Origin of the sequence: Frankia sp. R82, assembly GCF_023716925.1 — a bacterium.
GTDB lineage: Bacteria > Actinomycetota > Actinomycetes > Frankiales > Frankiaceae > Frankia.
Window position 1 is genome coordinate 1 of sequence record NZ_JAMQQG010000025.1, and the last position, 18353, is coordinate 18353.

Here is an 18353-nt window from a genome sequence, read left to right on the forward strand (position 1 = left end):
GCCGCGGGGCGGGGGGCAGATCCGGGCCGGGGCCGGCGGCGAGTGCCGGGCCGAGCAGCCGGGCCAGTTTCGACGAGTCGGCCGCGGCCACCGCACCGGCCGCGAGCAGCAGCTCCCCGACGGACTCGAGCACCTCCGGGCCGCCGTCGACCAGCTCCACCTCGATCTCGCGCCAGGTGCTCACCGTCGTCGACTCGCCGAGGGTCTGCGCGGAGACCTGGTCATCGACGACCTCGGCGAGATCCGCACCGGTGGCGTCGCGCAACCGGCGGGCGGTGCGCAGTGTGCGCAGCCGGGCGACCGGACGCAGCTCGGCCCCGCGCGCATGCACCGCGACCAGATCGACGAACTCGGCCGGCGGGGTGTGCCGGGCACCCTCGGCAATCTTGATCTGTCCACCACTGGCGTCGAGAGGGAGGCGCAGCTCGTCGCGCTGGCCGACCCGGACGGGGAGCTTCAGGTGCCAGCCGGCATCAGGGCCGCCGGTGCGCCGACGCAGCGTGATCCGGTTGCGGGCCAGGCGCAGATCATCGGTGTCGTAGTAGACGGCCTCGAGGCTGACGGCACGGCGGGTCCGGGCCGTGACCACTCCGCTGACCGCGCCCAGGCGCGGCAGCACAAACGTCGGTGCAACGGCGTACTTACGTTCGATCTCCCGGACCGCGACCGCCATGACCTGCTCCTTTCGTCCACAGTTGCGTAGCCCACCGGACACACGGACACGGCCACCCTGCGGCTACCCGCCGTAAGAACTACGAGACACCAGGAGAGCAAGCGGTGGACACGGAATGGACTACGCAACTTTCCCCGGCGTTAACCTTAACGCGGCGCAGGGATCCAGGAGACCTTCCCGACGAGGAGGACGTAACCGACGAACGCGACGGTGTCGATGAGCGAATGGGCGATGACGAGAGGTAGCACCCGTCCGTTGCGCTGGAACAACCGCCCGAACACCAGGCCCATCGCGACGTTGCCGAAAAATCCGCCGAGCCCCTGGTAGAGGTGATACGAGCCGCGCAGCACCGCGCTCGCCGCCAGCGCCCACCGAGGCTCGACCGCCAGCTCACGCAGCCGAACCAGCAGATAGCCGGTGACGACCACCTCTTCGGCCACGCCGTTCTGCCAGGCGCTGAGCACCAGGACGGGGATCCGCCACCACACGTCCGGCAGGCCGGACGGCGCGACCGTGAGATTGGCGCCGCTGTGCCAGGCGAGCAGATAGAAACCGAGGCCGATCCCGCCGATCCCGGCGGCCAGCAGCGCCCCCCGGGCGACGTCCGGGCCCGGGCGCCGCCCGTCCAACCCGATCACCCGGCGTCCACCGCCGTGGCGGGTCAACAGGTACACCGCGAGCAGCACCGGCATCACGCCGGTGAGCACGTCGGCGAGCTGCAGGGCAAGATCCAGCCATGGCCGACCGGGCGCCGCGGACCCGTTGAGCTGGGCGACCTGGGTGCGGACCGGTCCGGGACGGGTCAACACACCGACGTAGCGGATGAGCGCGTACAACGCGGATGCCGCAAACGACATCCCCAGCACGACGCCGATCTCGGCACCAAGCTGCCGCCGGGTGGGCGGCCCGTCCTCGCTCGCCACGATCGGTGCCGTCGCGGCGTCCGTCACCGCTCGACCCTAACCCGACCGTTCGCCGCGGTCCGGACCGGGCAGCCCCGTCCGACCGGGCGACCCGGCCCGACGGGACCGGACCCGACGGACGGCCCGGCACCGCGACGCGCCGGGCCGTCCGCGTCAGTCGACCGGCTCGGGACGGGTGAACAGCCGATACAGAATGATCATCGGCGGCAGGACGATCACCAGGCCACCGGCGACGGTGTACAGCATCGCGTGGATGTTGGGCGACGGCGCGGCGGCGTCGTCCACCGTGACCTGACCGACGATCAGGTCGGGGTACTGGGCGACCGCCCAGCCCCAGAGCATCCCGCCGACGGCCAGGCCCGCGGCGAGCCGGGCGGCGACGAACTGGTTGCGACCGAGCGCCACCAGCGCCGCGACCCCGCCGACCGCCGACAACGCGACCAGCGGCACCGACCGGTCACCGAACCGGCCGGCGACGACCGGTGCCTCGTGCGCGAACAGCGGCAACAGGATCAGCGCGAGCACCCCACAGACCACCGCCCCGCCGAACGCCCGGCGGCGGAACACCGGCACCAGATGTGCGGTGGCCGGGGACGCCCCGGCGTCCTTGCACAGGTACACGGCCGCGAGGAACGCGGTCGCGGCGACGGCGAACAGGCCGCAGCCCAGCCCGAAGACACTGCGCACCGGCTCCAACTGGTCGGACGTGGACATCTTTCCGGTGGCCAGCGCCGCCCCGGTCACCCCGAGGGCGAACGGAGTGATCGTCGAGGAGATCGCGAAGACATGCCCCCACCAGTGGTCGGGGCCGGCCGCGCCGGCACCGTACGCCCGGTAGACGTAGGCGGCGCCGCGCAGCACGATGCCGACGAGCGCAGCCGCCAGCGGAATCTCCAGCGACGACCCCACCACCCCGTAGGCCGGCGGGAAGCCGCTGAACAGGGCGACCACGATGAAGACCAGCCACACGTGGTTGGCCTCCCACACCGGCCCGATCGAGGCCGAGATCAGGCGGCGCTGGGACCGGGCGTCCGGCCCGCGGGCCAGCAGATCCCACACGCCGCCGCCGAAGTCGGCGCCGCCGAGCAGCGCATAGGCGGTCAGCCCGATCACCATGACGATGAGGAGCAGGTCGGCGGACGTCATCGGGGCTCTCCGTGATTGCTACGGCCGGCAGCCGAGGTGGCTTCGACGCGGCCCTCGGACGGGGAGGTCGCCGGGGAGGTCGCCGGGGAGGATGCCGGGACCTGGATGGTCTCGGGACGGCCCGGGGACGGGGTCACGGTCCCGGGCCGCCGGTTCGTGACCGCGTGCCGTCCGGCTGGTCGGCCGAACAGGCCGGCCCGGCCGGATCCGTGCCGACGGGCCCCGACGAGGTGGCGGATCCCGCCCGGATGGCCGGCGGGCTGCCCCTCGTGCCGCGGACGCGGGATCGCCGGGCCAGGCACAGCGGTCGGGCCAGGCACAGCGGTCGGACCAGGGACGCCGGCGGGCACGGGGACGTTCGTGGGAGCAGGCACGCCAACGGGGACGGGAGCGCCGGCGGGGGTCAGCGCGTAGCGGCCGGCATGCTCGGCAGCGGGGTCGTAGGGCACCGCCGGGTCACCAGACCTGACAGCATCACCAGAGGCGGCAGATCCGGACCGCACGGCAGGCTCATGCCGTGCGGCGGGTGCGGACTCCTTGGCGTCGTCCTTGTCACCGCCGGAGTCGCCGGAGTCGCCACCGTCCCGGTCAGGACGGCCAGGACGGCCGGGACCGCTGCCAGTGCCCTGTCCACCGTCGCGTGGCCGCGGGGCCTGCGGCATCGACGGCCCGCCCGGGCGGTTCGGCACCAGCTGCTCTCCGCTGGGACCGCCGCTGGCCATCCGGCGCAGGATCAGGATCAGCGCGCCGGCCAGGCCCAGGTAGAGGGCGAGCGTACCGGCGAAGATCGGCGCGGCGCCGTCGCTGCCGGTGACGGCGTCGGTCACCTTCATGTGGCCGCCGACGATCCACGGCTGGCGGCCACCCTCGGTGACCTCCCAGCCGGTGAGCATGGCGAGCATCGCCGCCGGGCCGGTACAGGCTGCCGCGAGCAGCCATGGCCGGCCGGTCGGCAGCAACGACCGTTCCCCCCGCCGTCGTCGCCGCCAGACGGCGAACCCGGTGGCCAGCGACAACGAGATCAGAGCGGAGCCGGCGACGATCATCACCGTGAACGCGCCGTGCACGAGCGTGCCGTCGGGCCGTTCGTCGGGTGGGGCGGAGTCGAGGCCCGTGATCACGTGGTTCGTGTTGAAGCCCTCGAGCAGGGACAGCATCCCCGGGATCTCCAGGCCGCCGCGGACCTCACCGGTCTTGTCGTCGTAGATACCACCGAGCGTGAACGGGGCGTTCGAACCGGTGTGGTAGAGCCCCTCCATCGCGGCAAGCTTGAGCGGCTGGTGGTCGCCGGCGTTGCGACCGGCCCAGTCGCCGGCGATGAGCTGCACCGGGGCGGCGACGAGCACCACCGTGAGCCCGATGGCGAGGCCGTGGCGATGGTAGGCGTCCCGGCGGCCACGCAACATGCCGACCGCGTAGATCGCCGCGACCATTCCACCGGCGCACATGAACGCGGCCAGCAGCATGTGCACGAGCTGCGGACCGAACGACGGGCTGGTGAACGGGGCGAACGGCTCCTCGGCGATGACCCGGCCGTCTCGCTCGGTGATGCCGCGCGGGACGTTCATCCAGGAGTTGACCGTGATGATGAACAGCGTCGACAGCGTCCCGGAGATCGCGATCGGCCACAGGGTCAACCAGTGCGCGCGGGCCGAGAGGCGTTTCCAGCCGTACAGGTACATCCCGACGAAGATCGCCTCGGTGAAGAACGCGAAACCCTCCATGGTGAACGACAGCCCGAGGGCACCACCGTACTTGGACATGAAAGCGGGCCAGAGCAGCCCGAACTCGAACGACAGCACTGTTCCCGAGACGGCGCCCACCGCGAAGAGCACGGCGAAGGCACGCGACCACTTCTTCGTCAGCGCCAGCCACACCGGATCACCGGTGCGCAGCCAGCGCCACTCGGTGTAGACGAGCATCCAGGGCAGACCGACACCGAACACGGCGAAGCAGATGTGGAACGCGAGGGAGAACGCCGTCTGGGCACGAGCGAGGTCGATGGCGTCGGCGGCGAGAACCATGCGCACGGCTCCTTCGAAGGACCGCGGGAAGATATCGACCGGGAATCAGTCGACCTTCTACCCAACGTAGAAGGTCCCAAGGTACGTAGCGGGCGGTCCGGTCGGCCCGGCGTTCCTGCGTGAGGTCCACAACAGGATCGACACCGACCGGCGGGGCGGTGCATCGCGCTTCCCCCGACCAGACTTACGCGACCGGGCCGGCTTTTCCACGTCAGGACGGGTGTGATTCTGCCCGATCGGCCCCGATTCTTTCGTTTTTCGCCGCCCGGACGGCACCTTAGGGTGTTCCGCCGGCCCGGCACGCACGACCCCGGACGCCGGTCACAAAAGCGCACATCCGGCACCCGGGCCGAATGTCACAGGAGTTTTCCTAATAACAGGTAAAGAAATCCGCTCACGGTACGGAGGCGCCGCGGCAGAATCCACCCGGCCTTACCGGTCCGGGCGCCACCGGGGGGCCGAACAGCACGTCCGGGCCGGGCCGGAAGACCGGTCCGACCGGCCGAAAGGTGGGCTTTCGTGGCCGGCGACGGCAGCCGGCGGGGCGCCCGAACAGGGCGATCGGAGGGCCGCCCGACCCACGCGACCAGACGTTCGGGCCAGATGCGCACGGTGACCTGGCCGACGACGGCGGGCCCCCCGGCAGGCATCCCCGGCGGGCCGACCCGGCTTACCGTCCGCCCAACGCCGAGGTCAGCGCAGGTGTGACGCAGGCTGCGCCGACAAAGCTCGGTGTTTCGCCACGGTCAACTTCTACGCGACGTAGGATTGACGCATGGCGCGCCTGGGTGACCTCGAACGGTCGGTCATGGACGTGTTGTGGTCCAGCGACGGGTGGTTGACGGCTCGTGAAGTCGCCGCCCGGCTCGACCACGAGCGCGATCTTGCGTACACCACCGTGCTGACCGTGCTCGAAAGGCTGGAACGCAAGGGCTTCGTGCGCCGGCAGCGGGCCGCGCGGGCCCATCGCTACGCGGCCGTCGACAGCCGTGAGGCCGTCGTCGCCGAGGCGATGATGGAGGCGCTCGGCACCGCGGACGACCGAGGCTCGGCCCTCGTCCGTTTCGTCGGGTCCGTCTCCGCCGAGGAGGCGGAAATCCTGCGGCGGGCGCTGGCCCCCCTGAGCGTGGTCCCGCCCGAGGCGGAGCCCATCGGGTTGGCCGCTCCCCCACCGCACGCAGCCGAGACATCCGCCCCACCCGCCGCTGCCGGGCCCGATGCCGAGGTCGACCCGGCCGAGGCCGGGTCGGTCGAAGCGGATGGTCGTGACGTGACCCCGGCCGGACCGGAGTAAACAGTTCAGCTTCGGCCGGAGCGGGGGTAGCGTTGCCGACGACATGACGACCGCGGCACTCCTCGCCCTGTTCGCGGGCGCGCTGGCCTGGCCGATACCACGCCTGCTCGCTGCCGCGCGGTGGCCGCATCGCTACCCGCGGGCCGCGATCCTGCTCTGGCAGGCGATCGGGCTGGCCGGCGGGGTGTCGGCGCTGCTGGCAGCCATCGCGTTCACCGTCTCACCGCTGGCCACCAGCACCCCCTCCGCGATCACCGACCATGTGGCCAATGTGGCCGCGGGCGAGCCCCTCGCCGGGCTGCGCTGGATCAATCTGGTCGGGCTCGCACTTGCCACTGCGCTCGCCGGTCGGCTGTTCGGCGTGCTCGGCGCCTCCACCGCCGCCACGCTGCGCGAACGCCACCGCCATCGGCACCTCGTCGACCTCGCCGGTCGCCGCCATCGCAGCCACGACACCAGCCCCCATGATCACAGCACCCCGAACGACCGTCATGCCCCGAACGACCGTCGCCACCGTGAGCCCGGCGGCGAGCCGTCCTACCAGCACCATGGCACCCGCCATGACATCGCGACCGACGCGGTTGGCGGGACTGGCGGCGACGAGCCGGAGCAGGACGAGGATGCGGCGATCCGGGCGGTGACGCCCTGTTGTCTGTGCGAACACCGCGACCGGGCCGGCATCCGACTGCGGATTCTTGACCATCCGATCGCCGTCGCCTACTGCGTGCCCGGGGTGCGCCATGCCCGGGTGGTGGTGTCCCGCGGGCTGCTCAACACCCTGAGCGCCGACGAACTCGACGCGGTGCTCGCCCATGAGGCCGCTCACGTCGCCGGCCGTCATGACCTGGTCATCCAACCGTTCGTCGCCTGGGAACGCACCTTTCCGTTCCTGGGCCCGGCCCGGGAGGCCACTGCGGCGGTGTCATTACTGGTCGAGATGCTCGCCGACGATGCCGCCGGACGCCGCACCAGCCGCCGCGCGCTGGCTCGGGCGCTGGCCCGCATCGGCGTGACCCGGACCCCGGTACCCGCCGGTGCGCTGGGCATCCTCGGCGCGCACGGCCACATCACCGACGCCGCCGTGCTCACCACGGGCACCGGTGCCACCGGCACCACCACCCACCGGGAGCCGGCCGGCGCAGGGTCTTCACGTGGAGTCACCAATCCGGTGATCTCCCGCATCGCCCGGCTCCTCGACCCGCCGACGGTGCACTGGTGGCAGGCACTGGTCGCCTACCTGGCCGCCCTGGCGGTGCTCGTCACGCCCCCGCTGATCGTCCTGATCGGTTAGGCCGGCCGTCGATCGGCCGGCGGGCGCACGGACGGGCGGACGGGCGGCGAAACCGGCCGCGGGCATCGGCCAGGCCACATCGCCCATGCGTAGGCAGGAGGCCGCCCAGTCGGCAGACTTGGCCACGGTGCCCGGCCCCACCCGCGAACGATGTGCCCCCCGGAGGTGGTTGTGACGACCGATCGGACCACGGCGGCCCTGGCCGAACGCGACCCGGATCCGGGTGCCTTCGCCGGCGGGGTGTCCAGCGACGCCCGGCACGCGGCGGTGCGCGCTGGCGTGCGCCGCCTGGGCGACCTGCTCGGACAGGCGCTCACCCGGCACGAGGGTGCCAGCACTCTCACGCTGGTCGAGCAGGTGCGGGCGCTGGCTCGCCGGCCCGACAACGGCGCGGAACTCGCCCGGCTGCTGGCCGGTGTCGACGACCCGACGGCGATCGTGCTCGCCCGCGCGTTCACCGCCTACTTCCAGCTCGCCAACATCACCGAGCAGCTGTACCGCTCCCGGGAGCTGTCCGACCGGGCGCAGGGCCCGCTGGCGGAGACGTTCGCCCGGATGGGTGACGCGCTCGACGCGGGCACCCTCGACCGCGCACTCGCCGCCTCGATCGCCGGGCGGCTCGAGCTGCGCCCGGTGTTCACCGCACATCCGACCGAGGCCAGCCGCCGTTCGGTGCTCGACACGCTGCGTCGCATCGCCGACCTGCTCGACACCGACAGTCCGGATGTCGGCACGCCTCGTCCGGTGGACGCCGAACGCCTCGGCCGACGCCTCGCCGAGATGGTCGACGTCCTGTGGCAGACCGACGAGCTGCGGGTGGAGCGGCCCAAGCCGGCCGACGAGGCCCGCTCGGCCGCCTACTACCTGGAACTGATCGCCACCGAGGTGCTGCCCGACCTGCTGGAGGAGCTCGAGCTCGCCTTCGCCCGAGTAGGGATCACGCTGCCGGCGCAGGCCCGTCCGCTGCGGTTCGGCTCGTGGGCCGGCGGTGACCGGGACGGCAACCCGAACGTCACCCCGGCCGTCACCCTTGAGGTTCTGACCCTGCAGCACGAGTTCGGCATCCGGCTGCTGACCTCGTCCGTCGAGCGGTTGGTCAAAGAGCTGACCGCGTCCACCCGGGTGGTGGAGGTGAGCGAGGAGCTGCTCACCTCACTGGCGGCCGACCGCGCGGCGCTGCCCGAGGTGTACGAGCGCTACGTCCGGCTCAACGCCGAGGAACCGTACCGGCTCAAGTGCAGCTACATCCTGGCCCGGCTGACGGCGACCCGGGAGCGCCTGGCCGCGGGTCACCCGCATGTGGCGGGCCGGGACTACGCGGGCCTGCCCGAGGTCCTGGCCGATCTGGCGGTGATGCGCGCCTCGCTCGCGGCCAGGAACGGCAACCTCGTCGCGGACGGTCCACTGCAGCGAGTGATCCGCACCACCACGGCGATGGGTCTGGCGCTGGCGACCCTCGACATCCGCGAGCACGCCGACAAGCACCATCAGGCACTCGGCGCCCTCTACGACCTGCTTGGCGAACTGGATGTGCCCTACGCCGAGCTCGACCGGCCCGCCCGGCGGGCCCTGCTGTCCGGCGAGCTCGCCCGGCGCCGCCCGCTGCTGGGCGGCGCGCCGCCGCCGCTGCCGGACGGGGCGCTCGGCACGCTGGAGCTGATGCGCACGATCCGGGTGGCGCTCGACCGGTTCGGCGCGGACGTGATCGAGAGCTACATCGTCTCGATGACCCGGGACGTCGACGACATCCTCGCCGTGGCGGTGCTGGCCCGGGAGGCGGGTCTGGTCGGGGTCGGGTTCGCCGGGCAGGCGGCGTGGGCCCGCATCGGGTTCGTCCCGCTGTTCGAGACGGTGGCGGAGCTGCGGGCCGCGGGCAGCCTGCTGGACGGGATGCTCGCCGACCCGTCCTACCGGGCGCTGGTCGGTGCACGCGGGGACGTCCAGGAGGTCATGCTCGGCTATTCGGACTCCTCCAAGGACGCCGGCATCACCGCTTCCCAGTGGGAGATCCACAAAGCCCAGCGGGACCTGCGTGACGTGGCGCGACGCCACGGCGTGGTGCTGCGGCTGTTCCACGGCCGCGGCGGCTCGGTCGGGCGCGGCGGCGGGCCCAGCGGCGAGGCGATCATGGCGCAGCCGTTCGGCACCCTGGACGGCTCCATCAAGGTGACCGAGCAGGGCGAGGTGATCTCGGACAAGTACACCCTGCCGCAGCTCGCCCGGCACAACCTTGAGATCGCCCTGTCCGCGGTGGTCGAGGCGTCGATCCTGCACCGCTCCGCCCGGCTGAGCCCGGCGGTGCTCGCCGGCTGGGACGCGACCATGCAGGCTGTGGCCGACGCGGCCCGCGAGGCCTACCAGGCGTTCGTCGCGGACCCGGCACTCGTGCCGTTCTTCCTCGCCGCCACCCCGGTGGAGGAGCTCGGCAACCTCAACATCGGTTCCCGCCCGTCGCGCCGCCCCGGCGGCTCCGGCGGCCTCGCCGACCTGCGCGCGATCCCCTGGGTCTTCGGCTGGACCCAGTCCCGGATCATCCTGCCCGGCTGGTTCGGCGTCGGCACCGGCCTCGCCGCCGCCCGCGCCGCCGGAGCCGGCGACACGCTCGCCGACATGTACCGTTCCTGGCACTTCTTCCGGACCTTCCTGGGCAACGTCCAGATGACCCTGGCCAAGTCCGACCTCACCATCGCCGAGCGCTACGTCACCACCCTCGCCAGCGAACCCACCGCTGCCGGGGAGCCCGGCACCACCGGTGCGGCGATCTTCGAGGCGATCCGCACCGAGCACGCCCGCACCCTGCGCGAGGTCCTGGCCGTCACCGGCCAGCGGGAACTACTCGAAAACGCCCCCACCCTGCGCCACACCCTCGAGGTTCGGGACGCCTACCTCGCCCCGCTGCACGCGCTGCAGATCTCCCTGCTGGCCCGCTCCCGCGCCGCCGGCCCCGACGCCGACCCCCACCTGCGCCGCGCCCTGCTGCTCACCATCAACGGCATCGCCGCCGGCCTGCGCAACACCGGCTGACCGCAGTGCCCGCTCACCCACGGCTGCCGCCGCCGACCAACCACCGCCCACCGAGTCGCGGGCAGTGACGGGCGGGGGCGATCCACCATTCCGCCGGGCGGCGGTGAGTACGCGGCGGTGCGTACGCAGCCAGTCCGCTTCGCCAGCGGCGGGAACGGGTATAGGTGGGGTTCAGCCGGAGTGCGCGGCGGTCCGTATGGCGAGCAGACCGGACCACCGAGCGGATGCGGAGAGGAGGGACACCATCAGATGTCCAGTTGGCGAGGGTTCCGACACGGAACGTGGCCGCGCATTTCCGATATGTCGGTGGTCGCTGGCAATCCGCGCATCGCGCCGTGGTTGACAGCGACCGTGAGCGGTAATTAACGACTCGGCAACAACTGTTTAATGCCCGGAGAACCTGTCAGCGTCAGCGTAGACGAACGCGTCCGATCCGGCCTCGTACAGGCCACATACACAAGGGCGTCGGACAGACCCAGACGACCAGACGGCAGGTGGTGGACGCCATGGAGACGATCGTCAAAATTGCGGCATCTATCGACGACATTCCAACCGTCGAGGAAACGGATGCCATGCTGGACGAGCTACGCCGACGCCCACGGGACTCCGCGACGGCCAGGATGATCGACGAGCTGCTCGAACTACGTATGCTGCTGGGCGCGGCCCTGGAGCCCACGCCCGTCGAGTAGTGCCAACGGGGACCTCCCCAGGCCCACCTGCAGGGCCTGGGGAGGTCCCCGCCGTATGGCTGGTACTGCCGGCTGGTGCTACTGCTGCGAGCCGAACGGCTGGTTCTGGTTCTGATTCTGGTTCTGGTTCCCGCGCTGGCCACCCTGTGAGGCACCGAAGCGCTCACCGAGGTTTCCACCCTGGCCACTGCCGACGCCCACGAGCTGGTGCAGCCGGTTCTCGATGTACCGCTCGCTGTGGTGCGTCTTGTCCGCAATACGCGCAACAAGGTCGTTCACGCTGGTCGCGCTGTCGACATCCGCGGCGCTGACCTGACCGAACTGGTCCAGGATGCTGTAGCGGAGCTGCCGCCAGTTCTGCCGGAGCTGCTGCTCGATCTGCTGCTCGATCTGCTGCTGGGCCATGTCTGCCGTTCTTCCTTCCGTTGATGTTCAGTCTGCGCTGGACGTGCGGCGCGAGGTTACCGCGGACCATTGAGGGTGCGTCAAGCCACAGCAATTTCACGCACGCAACCGACTTTTCGAGAGTTTACGAAAAGGCGGATATCGCGGGACTGGACTCGACCGTAAATATGGCCATGCGACCACTTCAAGAAATCCCCCACCCATACCCGGAAACCGGTACGGCGGGCAGAGCCGAGAATATCCGTCCTGGTGGTCAGCGGTCCGCAGCCGCCCGGGTACGCGCCGCAGACTCCCGCTCGGGCGTTTCGGCAGCAACACCCTCGCCGACCGGACGTGGGGTGAACAGCCCCTCGGCGACCCGGGCGGCGGTGCCGCGGGCCCAGGCACCGGTGCTCACCGCGCCCAGCAGCAACACGCCGAGACCGCAGGAGACAATCGTCCACCAGCCGGTGGCACTGGTCGGATCAACCACCCCGGTACGTCCCGCCACCTGCACCGCGGCCAGCGAGCCGACGACCGCGACGCCGAGCGACTGGCCGATCTGCCGGCTCGTCGAGGCGATGCCCGCAGCCACCCCGGCCTGCGCGCGGGGCATACCGGTCACCGCGGTGTTGGTGATCGGCGCGTTCACCATGCCAAAGCCGAACCCGATCAGCACGTAGGCGGGTACCAGCCAGACCAGCGGCGTGTCGACGCCGAGATCAGTCAGCAGCACGCTGCCCGCGGTCATCGCGGTCCCGGCGAGCAACAGCGGGATCCGGGCACCCCGGGCGGCGACCAGCCGCCCCGACACGGGTGCGGCAACGACGGTGAGCACCGCCATCGGCAGCGTGAGGCAGCCGGCGACCAGCGGCGAGTACCCGCGCAGCTCCTGCAGGTACATGGTGTTGAGAAACTGGAAGCCGGCGACCGCGCCGAACGCGCAGACCGCGATGCCGGTGGCGGCCGCGAACGGTACCGACCGGAAAAAGCGGACGTCGAGCAGCGGTTCAGCCTGGCGCGACTCGTAACCCACCAGCACCGCACCCGCCACCAGCGCGGCTGTGATCAGCCCGAGGGTCCGCGGCGCCACCCAGCCGATCGACGGCGCCTCGATGATCCCGTAGGTCAGGGCCGCGAGGGTCCCGATGACCAGCAGCTGGCCAAGCGGATCGAACGCGCGCGCCCTGGCCGCCCGCGACTCCGGGACACATCGTCCCGCCAGCACGATCGCGACCAGCCCCACCGGCACGTTCACCCAGAAAATCGCCCGCCAGCCGACCGACTCGACCAATGTGCCGCCGATCACCGGACCAAGCGCCATGCTCACCCCGATGACCGCGCCCCACACCCCGATCGCCCGGGCCCGCTCCTGCGGATCGGTGAAGGTGTTACTGATGATCGACATGGCGACCGGGTTCAGCATGCAGCCGCCGACCGCCTGCACCATCCGGAACACGATCAGCCAGGTCAGGTCAGGGGCCAGGCTGCACAGCAGCGAGCCTGCGGTGAACAGGGCAAGTCCGATGCAGAACACCCGGCGCCGGCCGAAGCGGTCCCCACTCGATCCGCCGAGCAGCAGCAGGCTGGCCAGAACCACGGTGTAGGAGTCGATCGTCCACTGCAGACCGGACGCGGAGGCGTGCAGATCGCGCCGCAACGACGGCAGAGCAATGTTGACGATGGTGTTGTCGATTCCGACGACGAACAGACTCAGGCAGCAGATCGCCAGCACGAGCAGGCGCCGCCGGTACGTCAGCTCGGTCATCGACAGCCTCCGATGATCTCCTTGCCCCCAGCGGAAATACTTAGCCTATGCTAATGACTTGAGGCTCGACCCGACTCGTGACATCTGCCTCGTCACCAGCTGTCCGGACGGGCCAGGGCCCGGACGGCGGTGGGGGCGGCGTGGCCCCGGTGGTGGGTGGAGACGGGCTACCTGCGGCGGGCGGTCACCAGCAGGCGGGGGGCACCGACCGTGTACGCCGCGCCGTCGAGGCCTCCGTACCGGCGAAGGTCGGTGAACCCGGCCTCGTCGAGCAGTTCACCGATGTGACCACTGGTGCGCACGTGGTGCACCGCCGTGGTCCGCAGCTCCTGGGCACCCTGGACGAAGCGGTACTGGCTGATCTGCCGGCTGTCGGCGACATCGTAACGGCCCGACATCTCGACCACGATGTCGCCGGTGGTCATCCTGCGCACCTGCCCGGTGAAATCCGGCAGGATCGACTCGGCCGCCGCTCCCACGTCGATGACCAGCCCACCGCCGGGACGGACCACCGCCGCGAGTGCCCGGGCGAACGCCCGTGTGCCGGCGGTGTCGAGATAGCCGAAACTGTTTCCCAGGCAGACTGCGGCGTCGAAGACACCGAGCCCGGCCAGCTCCCGCATGTCACCGTGCACAAAGGTCACCGCATCCCCGGCCGCTGCGGATGCGGCGGCCGGCGCGGATGCGGCGGTGCGGCGGGCGTGCTCGAGGGCTTCGGCGGACAGGTCGACGCCGGTGACCCGATAGCCGCGGGCAGCCAGCGCAAGGCTGTGCCGTCCGCTTCCGCAGGGGACGTCGAGAATCCGCGCTCCGGCCCGCAGGCCCAGCCTGGACTCGACGAAGTCGACCTCGGCCACGGTCCATTCCGGGGTGGCCACCCGGCGCCAGAACTCGTTGGGAAGGTAGGTGAAAAAGGTCGCGTACCAGGTCGGAGAGATATCCGTGGCCGGCACTTCCGCAGCGGAGGACGTGTGTACGGATGAAGTGTTCTTGCTCAACGCAGGATGCTCCAGGTTCCCGATCGGGAGATCATGACAGGACGTCTGATATCCACGGGTCACCGGAGAAAGCAGCACAGCGTCGCGTGCCATCCGATCCGCCTACGACCGAACGGTCGCGCAGCAGATCGGCAGAAAGCCGACTACCGATGACCCGGGCGATAACCCGGGGCGGCCATGAGGCATCCTCCGTAAAGGGCCATCGGATGGCAGGAGCCACTGGATGGCAGGAGCCACCGGATGATCCGGTGGCGAACGTCCTCAAGGTTAGGCCATCGGAATGCCACCCCGCAAGCGACTTTCCGACCGGCCGGCCACCACTGCCGCCGATGTCCGCCTGGCCAGGTCCTGCGCCGCCCGGTCGGGGCGTGCACCGATCGTCGCACCCGCCCATCGGTGGGGCCGCCCGTGCCCGGGGAGCCGAGCCGTCCGGACCACCGTATTCTCTGGGCAGCCCGGAATTCTCCGGGCAACACGAGCTGTCCGGGCACCGCGGTCGTCCGGGCACTGTCGTGGTGGTCGCCCGGATCGGGAGGACGTCGGCAGTGGAAGCTCTGCGCCCCGACGATCCCGAGACCATCGGCAGTTACCGCCTGCTGGCCCGCCTGGGCGCCGGCGGAATGGGCCGGGTCTACCTCGGCCGCAGCGCCGGTGGGCGCACGGTGGCAATCAAGGTGATCCGCGCCGAGTTCGCCGCGGAACCCCAGTTCCGCTATCGGTTCCGGCGGGAGGTGGACGCGGCCCGGCGAGTAGGGGGGCGGTGGACGGCGCCGGTGCTCGATGCCGACCCGGAGGCCGAGCAGCCGTGGCTGGTGACGGCGTTCGTCCCGGGGCCGTCTCTGCAGGACGCGGTGCGCGAGCACGGTCCGCTTCCGGTCCGGACCGTGCGGGCACTCGGCGCGGGTCTGGCCGAGGCGCTCATCGCCGTGCATGGCGCGGGCCTTGTGCACCGTGATCTGAAGCCGTCCAACGTGCTGCTGGGCCTGGACGGTCCGAAAGTGATCGACTTCGGCATCTCCCGGGCCATCGACGCGACCATCCTGACGCACACGGGCGCAGCGGTCGGTTCGCCGGCGTACATGGCGCCCGAGCAGATCGGCACTGGTGAGATCGGTCCGGCCACCGATGTCTTCGCGCTCGGCATCGTCCTCACCTACGCCGCCACCGGTGCGCCGCCGTTTCGCGCGCCGGGCCTGCCGGCCCTGATGTACGCCATCCTGTCCTACGAGCCGGACCTGGCCGAGATACCCGCCGAGCTGCGCGAGCTGGTCGAGACCTGCCTGCGCAAGGATCCCGCCCTGCGGCCGACCCCGGCCGCGGTACTGGCCCGTCTTGCTCCCGGCGCCGGTGCCGAGAGCCGGGGCACCAGCCCGGCGACAGCCCTCATGGCCGCGGGCTGGTTACCCCCGGACCTGGTCACAGCCCTGAGCCGCAGCGCCCTGGCGCTGCTCGACCTCGACGCCCCGACCCGCGGCCAACCCACGCCCCATCCGACTCCGCCGCCCTTCCCGACTCCTTCGTCTTCCCTGGCGCCCTCGACTCCCCCGGCGGTTGCGTCGGCGATGCCGTCGCCACCACCCCCGTCGCCGCCACCCCTGTCGCCGCCACCCCCGTCGCCGCCACCCCCGTCGCCGCCACCCCCGTCGCCGCCACCCCCGTCGCCGTCGTGGTCGCCATCGCCGGGACCGTCCTCGTCGCGCTCGTCGCGACGGACCGGGTTCATCGTCGCGATCATCGGGGCGGCGATCGCTGGCATCGCGCTGGTCTCGGTGCTTCTGGTCGTCGTGCTCCGCCGCGACGACCAGAACGGGACGGCGGGCGGCGATCGGGGCCTGGCCGCGGCCAGCGCCGACGCCGACGGCCCTGCCGCCGCCGGATCAACCTTGCGGTCCGGCCCGACGTCGACGACCGGCTCCGGATCGACCACCCGTCCGGCCTCCGGAGCTGCCACCGGATCGACCAGCGGGTCCTCGGGGGACGCCGCCGTTCCGGCGGCCTACCTCGGTACCTGGCAGGGTGCGCTCAGCGACAGCTCCGGCATTGCGCAGAACGTCGTCATCACAGTTCGCCGTGGACAGGTCGGGGGTGTGGTCGCCCATTCCGAGGTCACCACCGATGCGCTGGCCAGCGTCACCGGCAAGGAACTACGCTGCATCGCCGACATGCGACTGACCGCGGCCTCGGACACCATCACGTTGCAGGACGTTCCCGGCAGCGGCGGCGACAACGAGCCGACCCTGCTGGGCCTGCCCCTGTGCGCCCACGGTGGTCAGGTCACACTGCACCGGCAGGCAGACGGCACCGTGCTCTACACCTCCGCCGTTCCGGGAACGTCGAATCCGACCGGCACGCTGACCCGCGCACGCTGACGGACGTCCTCCCGCGGCCCTGCTCAGTTGTCCACCCCGACGGCACCGGCCTCGGTGGAGACTGCTGTGGCGGCCCTGGTCAGCGTGGCGGCTTCGGCGGCTTCGGCGGCCTCTGCGGCTTCGGCGGCCTCGATGCGCGCGGCCTCCGCTCCGGAGACGGTGCGCAGCGGAACCTCCCGCAGGACGAAGGTGAGCAGGAGACCGAGGGTGACGACGGCGGCACCGACGATGAAGACCAGACCCATCGCGTCGGAGAAGCCGACCATGAACGGATGCGCCAGGACCCTGTCGACGGACGACAGGAAAGCGGTGTCGTTCAGGGAACCGCTGCCGGTGATCTGCCGCAGCTGGTCGGGATGGGCAGCGGCCGCGGCGGCGAAGTTCGGATCGCCGGCAGCGCTCCGGTAGGCATCGCCGATCTTGCTGGACGCGCCACCGAACAGGATCGACAGGAACACCGCGGTGCCCAGCGTGCCGCCCATCTGGCGGAAGAAGGTACCCGACGAGGTGGCGACGCCGATGTCCTGCGGTGCCACCGAGTTCTGCATCGCGATCTGGATGGTCTGCATGTTCAGCCCGAGCCCGACCCCGAACAGCAGCATGTACAGGTCGGTCTGCCACAGCGGGGTGTCCGCGCCGAGCAGGGACAGCAGGCCGAGCGCGACGACCAGCAGCCCGCACCCGACGATCGGGAACATCCGGTAGCGACCGGTGCGCGACGTCCACCGACCGGCGAGCAGGGAGGCGCTCATCATGCCGAGCATGAGCGGCAGCATCAGCAGACCCGCACGGGTGGGTGAGGCACCCTTGACGATCTGCAGGTAGAGCGGGATGGCGGCAAGGCCGCCGAACATCCCGATGCCGAGAATCAGGCTGATCGCGGAGCCCACGGAGAAGGTGTTGTTGCGGAACAGCCGCAGGGGGATCAGCGCGTCGTCGCCCATCCGCCGTTCGGCGAACAGGAACGCGACCAGGCCGACCAGGCCGAGCACGAAGCAGCCGATCGACCACACGGAGGTCCAGCCCCATTCCCGACCGCGTTCGGCGACCAGCAGGACGGGCACGACGGCGACAATGATCGCCACGGTGCCCCAGGTGTCGATCCGCACCTGGGCTCGGCGGGGCGAGATGTGCAGCACCCGGTTGACCACGACCAGCGCGAGGATTCCGATCGGGATGTTCAGCACGAAGATCCACCGCCAGCCGGCGATGCCGAGGATCGAGTCCTGGCCGGAGAGAAACCCGCCGATCACCGGTCCGAGCACGCTGGACGTGGCGAACGTCGCCATGAAGTAGCCCATGTACCGAGGGCGCTCCTGCGGCGACAGGATGTCCGCGGTGATCGCCATGGCCAACGAGAACAGGCCACCGGCGCCCAGCCCCTGCACGGCGCGGAACCCGGCGAGCATGTACATGTCCGTGGCCAGCCCGCACAGCATCGAGCCCGCCACGAAGATCGAAATAGCGATCATGAAGAGCTGTTTGCGGCCGTAGATGTCGGAGAGCTTCCCGTACAGCGGCGTCGTGATCGTCGAGGTGATCAGGAAGGCGGTGGTGACCCAGGCCTGGGCCGACAGGCCGTGCAGGTCGTCCCCGATGCGGCGGATCGCCGTGCTCACCACGGTCTGGTCGAGGGCGGCGAGGAACATCCCCAGCAGCAGCGCGACGATGATCGTCATGATCTGCCGGTGTGTCAGCGGACCGGAGGGCGTCGCGGCCTGGACGTTCGGCGAGTGCCCGTCGCTACGGGTCACCCCGTCAGCCCGAGTG

General features: G+C 71.1%; 13 protein-coding genes. 5 read left to right on the forward strand and 8 right to left on the reverse strand.

The features are described from left to right. From ND747_RS07375 to ND747_RS07390, 4 genes are all read right to left on the reverse strand, one after another. The coding region (locus tag ND747_RS07375; protein WP_251732724.1) for a CYTH domain-containing protein at positions 1-673 on the reverse strand (673 nt) is incomplete at its 3' end. 146 nt (positions 674-819) lie between these two features. Beyond that, positions 820-1623: a CPBP family intramembrane glutamic endopeptidase gene (locus tag ND747_RS07380; protein WP_374216173.1), complete on the reverse strand. Its 804-nt coding sequence runs from the start codon at positions 1621-1623 to the stop codon at positions 820-822. 126 nt (positions 1624-1749) lie between these two features. After that, positions 1750-2742, reverse strand: a complete 993-nt coding sequence (locus ND747_RS07385; RefSeq protein WP_251732725.1) for a cytochrome d ubiquinol oxidase subunit II — start codon at positions 2740-2742, stop codon at positions 1750-1752. Continuing rightward, positions 2739-4766 (reverse strand): cytochrome ubiquinol oxidase subunit I, encoded by a 2028-nt coding sequence (locus tag ND747_RS07390; RefSeq protein WP_251732726.1) that lies wholly within the window; start codon positions 4764-4766, stop codon positions 2739-2741. Before ND747_RS07390 ends, ND747_RS07385 begins: the two co-directional genes overlap by 4 nt. 775 nt (positions 4767-5541) lie before the next feature. On the opposite strand from ND747_RS07390, the gene ND747_RS07395 reads away from it, so the two are divergent. The 4 genes from ND747_RS07395 to ND747_RS07410 all read left to right on the forward strand — a co-directional run bounded on the left by ND747_RS07395 (position 5542) and on the right by ND747_RS07410 (position 11064). Next, positions 5542-6060: a BlaI/MecI/CopY family transcriptional regulator gene (locus tag ND747_RS07395; protein WP_251732727.1), complete on the forward strand. Its 519-nt coding sequence runs from the start codon at positions 5542-5544 to the stop codon at positions 6058-6060. Between the two features lie 43 nt (positions 6061-6103). Next, positions 6104-7351 carry a M56 family metallopeptidase gene (locus ND747_RS07400; protein ID WP_251732728.1) on the forward strand — a complete coding sequence of 416 codons (1248 nt, stop codon included), beginning with the start codon at positions 6104-6106 and terminating at the stop codon, positions 7349-7351. Positions 7352-7522: 171 nt separating this feature from the next. Then, complete coding sequence (gene ppc, locus ND747_RS07405; RefSeq protein WP_374216174.1) at positions 7523-10375, forward strand: phosphoenolpyruvate carboxylase; 2853 nt, start codon at positions 7523-7525, stop codon at positions 10373-10375. A 506-nt stretch (positions 10376-10881) separates the two neighbouring features. Beyond that, complete coding sequence (locus ND747_RS07410) at positions 10882-11064, forward strand: hypothetical protein (RefSeq protein ID WP_251732730.1); 183 nt, start codon at positions 10882-10884, stop codon at positions 11062-11064. Between the two features lie 78 nt (positions 11065-11142). Here ND747_RS07410 and ND747_RS07415 read toward each other — a convergent pair whose 3' ends face one another. The 3 genes from ND747_RS07415 to ND747_RS07425 all read right to left on the reverse strand — a co-directional run bounded on the left by ND747_RS07415 (position 11143) and on the right by ND747_RS07425 (position 14214). After that, positions 11143-11469, reverse strand: coding sequence for a hypothetical protein (locus ND747_RS07415; RefSeq protein ID WP_251732731.1), 327 nt, complete (start codon positions 11467-11469; stop codon positions 11143-11145). A 253-nt stretch (positions 11470-11722) separates the two neighbouring features. Continuing rightward, on the reverse strand, positions 11723-13216 hold the full coding sequence (locus tag ND747_RS07420) for an MFS transporter (RefSeq protein ID WP_251732732.1): 1494 nt from the start codon (positions 13214-13216) through the stop codon (positions 11723-11725). Between the two features lie 167 nt (positions 13217-13383). Then, positions 13384-14214 (reverse strand): cyclopropane-fatty-acyl-phospholipid synthase family protein, encoded by an 831-nt coding sequence (locus tag ND747_RS07425; RefSeq protein WP_251732733.1) that lies wholly within the window; start codon positions 14212-14214, stop codon positions 13384-13386. A gap of 545 nt (positions 14215-14759) precedes the next feature. On the opposite strand from ND747_RS07425, the gene ND747_RS29270 reads away from it, so the two are divergent. Then, on the forward strand, positions 14760-16583 hold the full coding sequence (locus ND747_RS29270) for a serine/threonine-protein kinase (RefSeq protein ID WP_308204580.1): 1824 nt from the start codon (positions 14760-14762) through the stop codon (positions 16581-16583). A 23-nt stretch (positions 16584-16606) separates the two neighbouring features. On the opposite strand, the gene ND747_RS07435 is transcribed toward ND747_RS29270, so the two are convergent. Beyond that, positions 16607-18337, reverse strand: a complete 1731-nt coding sequence (locus tag ND747_RS07435; RefSeq protein ID WP_251732734.1) for an MDR family MFS transporter — start codon at positions 18335-18337, stop codon at positions 16607-16609. Positions 18338-18353 lie beyond the last annotated feature (16 nt).

Excerpts from the sequence above, each read along its gene's own strand:
- ND747_RS07400 (WP_251732728.1), top strand. The coding sequence starts at position 6,104 with ATGACGACCGCGGCACTCCTCGCCCTGTTCGCGGGCGCGCTGGCCTGG.
- ND747_RS07385 (WP_251732725.1), bottom strand. The coding sequence starts at position 2,742 with ATGACGTCCGCCGACCTGCTCCTCATCGTCATGGTGATCGGGCTGACC.
- ND747_RS07390 (WP_251732726.1), bottom strand. The coding sequence starts at position 4,766 with ATGGTTCTCGCCGCCGACGCCATCGACCTCGCTCGTGCCCAGACGGCG.
- ND747_RS07395 (WP_251732727.1), top strand. The coding sequence starts at position 5,542 with ATGGCGCGCCTGGGTGACCTCGAACGGTCGGTCATGGACGTGTTGTGG.
- ND747_RS07420 (WP_251732732.1), bottom strand. The coding sequence starts at position 13,216 with ATGACCGAGCTGACGTACCGGCGGCGCCTGCTCGTGCTGGCGATCTGC.
- ND747_RS07415 (WP_251732731.1), bottom strand. The coding sequence starts at position 11,469 with ATGGCCCAGCAGCAGATCGAGCAGCAGATCGAGCAGCAGCTCCGGCAG.
- ND747_RS07410 (WP_251732730.1), top strand. The coding sequence starts at position 10,882 with ATGGAGACGATCGTCAAAATTGCGGCATCTATCGACGACATTCCAACC.